We start from the raw sequence: 5,887 nt of genomic DNA, 5'->3' as shown, positions 1-5,887 counted from the left end.
TACGACGCACGCAACGTCGCGTCGGCGTGTGACATCTACATGTACGACCTGGCGACGGCGACCGAGACGGCGATCTGCACCGACTCGGCCAACCAATGGGATCCCGCGATCTGGGGTGACCGCATCGTGTGGGCGGACTGGCGCAACGGCAATCCTGACATCTACATGTATGACCTGGCGGCGGCGAGCGAGTCGTCGATTTGCACCGACCCGGACGACCAGTATTATCCTGCGATCTGGGGTGACCGCATCGTGTGGGAGGACAACCGCGACTACGGTAGCACAGAGTGGGATATCTACATGTACGACCTGGCGACGGCCACCGAGACCTCCATCTGCACTCAAGCGGCCACCCAAGACCATCCCGCGATCTGGGGCGACCGCGTCGTGTGGCGGGACTACCGCAATGGCAACTGGGACATCTACATGCACAAGCTGGCGATATGCTCCTTCGACGACGTGGCGCGCAGCCACCCGATGTGGCAGGGCGTCGAGGCGATTTACGCCCAAGGCGTGACCAGCGGCACCTCCACCGCGCCGCCGATGTACTCGCCGGCCAGCAACACCACCCGCGGGCAGATGGCGGCGTTACTGTGCAAGGCGTTCGGCAAGACGTGGTATGACCCCGGTTCCGCGAGCTTCACCGACGTCCCGCGGGGCTCCAACGGGGTCTGGGACGGCGGCGGAGGCGGCGGGCTGGATGTGGACGGCACCCACATCTTCTACGGCTGGATTGAGCGGCTGGCGGATGCGGCGTCCTGGGGCGGGACCGCGCCGACCGGCGGCTATGGCGACGGCACCTACCGCCCGGCAAACACCTGCACCCGCGGCCAGATGGCGACCTGCCTGAGCAAGGCCGCGGGCAAGACCTGGTATGACCCGGGTTCTGCGAGCTTCACCGATGTGCCGCGCGGGACGAACGGGGTATGGGACGGCGGTGGAGGTGGCGGCCTGGATGTTGACGGCACGCACATCTTCTACGGGTGGATCGAGCGATTGGCTGACGTGTCTTCCTGGGCCTCCGGCGAGGCGCCGACCGGCGGATACGGCGACGGGACGTTCCGGCCGACGGTGATCTGCACCCGGGGTCAGATGGCGACGTTCATCCAGCGCGGCTGCAACTTCGCGAAGCCGATCAAGTAGAAATCTCGGGCAGGCACGCTGACCGCCCGCCTCCATAGCCGATTTCCCGACGGGAGGGCGTGATGCTCTCCCGTTGCTGCCCTGACGCCCGCACCTCGGCAAGAGAAACTGCACAGTCTCCCGGATGTCCCGCTTCCGGCTGCCCCGCATTGCTCTGCGCTGACCCATATTGTGGTTATCCACAATAGCTCCGCCGCTGCACGCCCGGTAGCATCTAGCGGATGTGTCAGAGCTGACGAGCGTGACACCGGGAGGCAGTAGACAATAGGGGTGCGGCTCCCAGCCTCCGAGCTCACTGGGGAGCCGCACCCCCAACCACAGCAAAACGGCTGGCCCAAAGCCATGCCGCTATTAATGTACCCCGCGGTCCTCAGGCGGCATTGCTCTTTGTCACGCATTTACTACAGCCATCTTCGTTGCCCTGCTCATCAGACGGCCTGGGATGCGAAGGCGACTCGCTGCGTGTCATTAATGTACGACATCCATGCGCGTCTCGCTGCGGATGCCGCGGCGATTCCTGGGTCGGCGGGAAGATATGGCTCCCTTCCGTCGGTTTCACGCTGCCCGCACATTGGCGAAAAAAACGCACAAAGTCCCGCAGGACCGGCAGGAGCGGCGCGCCTTCTTTGGAAGTCGGCCTATGGCTGGCTTGGGCAGCCGAGGCTTGGAGCGCCCGCGGGGGTGGGGCGCCCAACTGTGGAAGTGCCTCGGGGCTAAAGCAGGCGGACGCACCAATAGTCCCATCGCAGCGAGCCCTCCTCGCCGGAGCGGCGCAACGCACGGCGCCGAAACAACCGTGCCGGCAAGGTCACGCACGGCACACGGAGGCAGGGCTATGAACCGCCACTCTTGCTCCTCTCGTCTGTTTCCTCGTTGCCGCAGTCCCGATGTGCTTGCTCCCGCTGTCGGCTCACGCGATTCTTTCGCGCATCGAGCGCGCCATTTGTGTGACCGTGGACAGCCAGCAGTTTGCGGACATCCGCGGCCGCCGCACCGGGTGGTAGGCCAGTAAACACTCGCTCTGCGTCCGGTGCACACCTCGGAGAAGACTGTCATGAGTCGCACACTGCTTTCCGCTCCGAGGGCTATTGCAGGCCTGGTATGCCAATGGTCAATTGCAGGAGAACGGTGAGGCGTGCGGTGAGCGTGGACAGTGCGGTAGCGCAGGGTCACCGCCGATCGGCTGTCAAGAACGGAGGATGGAAAATGCTAAGGCATAGGTCACCCAGGATCGAGTCAGTTGGACTGCTTGTGACTGCGCTTGGATTGCTCTTGTTGGCTTTCGCGCAGCCAACCCCCGCCCGCGCGGGGACTTGCACCAAGCAAGTCGTCTTCGACGGTAGCTGGAGTTACTCCATGACTGTCGAACGGGACGCTGAGCTCAATCCCGTTCGGGTGGTGGTACAGTATGAGGACGGCAGGACATTCGAGGTGGACAAGTCGGGCCACGCTGCCCGTAGACTATCCGCGACGGAGACGGCGCCTGTCAGCGAACAAGAAGCGGCGGAACTCCGCGCGCTGTATGAGGCCGTGGTCAACTGGGACACCGGATGGATAACCATCATTCCTGGCGTCTTCGAGGTGAGAGCGTACGCGAACGCGGCCACTCCACAAATGACGGCGCACCTTCAGGGCCAGATTACTCTCACATGGGATGATGACAGGGCTTGTGCGGGCAGTGCGCTCCCCGTGACATGCAGCTACGAGGGCGATCCCGGCGCGAGTTCTGTGCACATAGAAGGCGGCTTTCAGGGCGGCGTGCAACTCCGCTTTGTCGGGAGCTATGTGTATCAGCCATTTGGCATAGACCTGGGAGCGTTCGCAGAGCAGGCGTTCACCGGCTACGCATTGGGCGAGACCGTCAGCGCCTCCGACAACGACCCGCCATCCGACCCCGTTGGTTGGACCTTTTCTGCTTGGCCGGCCTTTGAGGTGTCGGTGGGTCTGGCTGGCGCAGGGAACGGTTGGGGCAGGTTGTCGGGGTCAAAGATCCGGGGACAGATCGATTCCGACTACTGCGACTGGACCGACGAGGGTCAGACCGCGACCTTCTGCGTGCAGATACCTGCTTCCGCGAGCGGGATCCATCAGGTCGGGATCCCCTCAGAGTACTTCTATGATGCGGCCACGAAAATGTACGTTAAGCTGTGTATCGTCGGCTCGATAGGCGTCTTGTGTCTTCCCGTCGTTGGCTGCGCAGATACTTACTCCGTGGGCTACTGCTTCGATCTGCCCATTATCGACCAATCGCTCGACCTGGGCTTCAACCGCCCAGTCGTCACCTGCGACATTCCGCTCGCGGTGGACTGCCCGCCGGCATGCGAGATCAGCTACTACCCGCCGAGCACCACCACCGACGATGTGATTACTTTCAGTCCGGGCAACTGCATAGTCCCAGCTTCGGTTGACTGGGCGTTCGGCGACGGGGAGGTGGAGACCGGCTACCCGGCGACGCATCAGTACGTGATGCCGGGTACTTACACGGTTGCCGCAGCTATGTGTCATGACGACGGCCGTTGCGGGACCTGCACGGCTGAGATAACGGTCGGCAAGGGGACCAACATCCCGCCCGAGTGCGGCGACCCGGCGATCGCCGTCGAGCCGGCTGTAGTGGCGATCAATCGCGAGGCCACGTTCACGTCGAATGCCCATGACCCGAATCCTTGGGGCGAGATCCTTGCCTACGAGTGGGACTTCGGCGACGGCGGCACGGGGACGGGCAACCCGGCGAGCCACACTTACACGGTGCCCGGCACCTACAACGTATGCGTGACGCTGACCGACGACCAGGGCGGGCAGACGACGTGTTGCGCTGAGCTAACCGTGCTAGAGTGCGTGTCTGACGTCGCTATCGACAGTACTCACTGCAACATGCCGGCGGCCGGCCAGATTGGACAGTGCAAGACGGGCCAGATCGGCGCCAAAAACATGTCGCCCACTGAATCGTGCGAGGTAGTACTGCGCGTGACCGACAACGCAGGAAACGTGGTGTTCGAGAGTAGCGAGACCATCGCGCCGGGCGGCAGGCTTCGACTGCGCTTCGATCATTGTTACACGGCGGACGAGGTCGGAACAGACCTCTGGACGTGGGAAGTATGGCCCGTGCGATGCGGCGAGCTGACGCCGTCGGATAATACTTGGCTGCGCCAGGTGAACGTTCAGCCAGGCGTACGTTCAGCTGCCGCCAACTGATTACCCCTGCGGCGCCTACGACGTCGCTAGGAGCTTAGCGCTCAGCGCACGGGGTCTGAGGGCACGCGGCTCACGCTGCGTGCCCTGCCATTCCTGACCGGTTGACGGTCGGCCGCGGCGTCCTGGGCCTCCGGCGAGGCGCCGACCGGGGGGTACGGCGACGGCACCTTCCGGCCGACGGTGATCTGCACCCGCGGGCAGATGGCGACGTTCATCCAGCGCGGCTGTGATTTCGAGAAACCGATCAAGTAGGCGCCGCAGGCGAGGAGGCCCGCGGCTTGCCTGAATAGCCGGCTGTGCGACGGGAGGGCCCCAGGCCCTCCCGTCGCTACTTGGGCGGTCGGGGGGATGGGCGTTGCGGGTCGTGGAGTGTCGTGGCTCGGCCTGATGCTGATGGAGCTCTACAACCGATCTAGAAGCCGCAGTTGAACCGTCGGGGGTGCGGCGCGCTGGGCCGTGAGGTCGTAGGCTGCCGCTTGTCCGTGGATCCGTCGATCGCGGCGGGACGGATTCTCCGTTGCGCGCGACAGGGAAATTGGAAAAGAGGGGTGCGGCTCCCAGCCTCCGAGCTCACTGGGGAGCCGCACCCTAACTACAGGGAGATGGCCCGAAGCCATTCCACTACTGAGATACCCCGGTAGGGGGACGCGAAACGACCGTTTGTCAGGCATTCGCGACAGCGGTGCCCGGCTTGCGGCGGATGGCGCGGGGAGAGGTCGGGGAAGTGCTGAATCGCTGGCGCGGTTGTGAATCCCGGCACGCAGCGCGCAGCGTGGCCACCAGTCCACGGTGAAGCTGAAGGGGCGGGAAGCCCTGGTTGGCGCGCGGGGCAGTTGGCACTGGGGCTGGAGCCGTGGGGTGGCTAGGAGTCTGGACGGCGTTCCCTGCGCACCCCCCCTGGTCACCTTTTTCGCCGGCGTTTCGAGGCCCGCTTCCGGTATTCTTTAGTGCTCTTGTAGGATAGTAACCGATTTGGAAACAACAAAAACTTCTGTTGTGGCATAGCAAGCGGCGTTGACCGTGGGAGCGTGGAAACGGCACTCCAGGCCCGCATAGGTGCCGGAATATAGCGAAAGAGCGCCCGGAGACAGGAGTAAATCGCGAAAAGGGAATATGGTAAAAACCGGGAGGTTAGGCGGCAGGGGCGTGGCGGGGCAAAGGGGAAGATGCGTAGCACCTCAGCCAAGGCGGCGAAGGGGGGAGGCCCGTGCAGAAATGTCCGAATTGCGGCCTGGTTAATCCTGCGGGTGGCGAGGCGGCCAGCTACAGTCCCCCGGGGTCATTCACCGCAGTCTCCACCGACAGCGGACATTGGCAACCTTAGACATTCTGCGGGTAGACGCAGAGCACTTGAAGTGTCACCTGGTCCGTGCGTTGCGCTAATTCATCCGTAGCCATAAGCCACTCAATCGGCCAGGCCCCGTTGGGGGAGAGCGCGATTCCGCTCGGCTCAAGCCATCGTTCCACATGAACCACCTTGTCTTGCTTGTCCCGGGCTATTGCCATAAGCTCTATCTGGACTGCAGAGCTGCTGTGATTCTTGAGCTCACCT

The 5,887-nt window shown here is 63.6% G+C and carries 3 protein-coding genes and 1 pseudogene; 3 read left to right on the top strand and 1 reads right to left on the bottom strand.

Annotated features, from left to right (window positions below; translation table 11 throughout):
- From JSV65_02100 to JSV65_02090, 3 genes and pseudogenes are all read left to right on the top strand, one after another.
- Window positions 1-1,143: S-layer homology domain-containing protein (locus tag JSV65_02100; protein ID UCH35165.1), on the top strand; the 1,143-nt coding region annotated here is incomplete at its 5' end.
- Between the two features lie 1,356 nt (window positions 1,144-2,499).
- Window positions 2,500-4,335: a PKD domain-containing protein gene (locus tag JSV65_02095; protein UCH35164.1), complete on the top strand. Its 1,836-nt coding sequence runs from the start codon at window positions 2,500-2,502 to the stop codon at window positions 4,333-4,335.
- A 147-nt stretch (window positions 4,336-4,482) separates the two neighbouring features.
- A pseudogene (locus JSV65_02090) lies at window positions 4,483-4,587 on the top strand (S-layer homology domain-containing protein).
- A 1,068-nt stretch (window positions 4,588-5,655) separates the two neighbouring features.
- Here the strand turns inward: JSV65_02090 and JSV65_02085 are convergent.
- A partial coding sequence (locus tag JSV65_02085) for a hypothetical protein (protein ID UCH35163.1) occupies window positions 5,656-5,887 on the bottom strand: 232 nt, incomplete at its 5' end.

Source organism: Armatimonadota bacterium (assembly GCA_020354555.1).
GTDB lineage: Bacteria > Armatimonadota > Hebobacteria.
The sequence above is the reverse complement of the archived record's forward strand: the minus strand, read 5'-3'. Positions and strand labels throughout refer to the sequence as shown.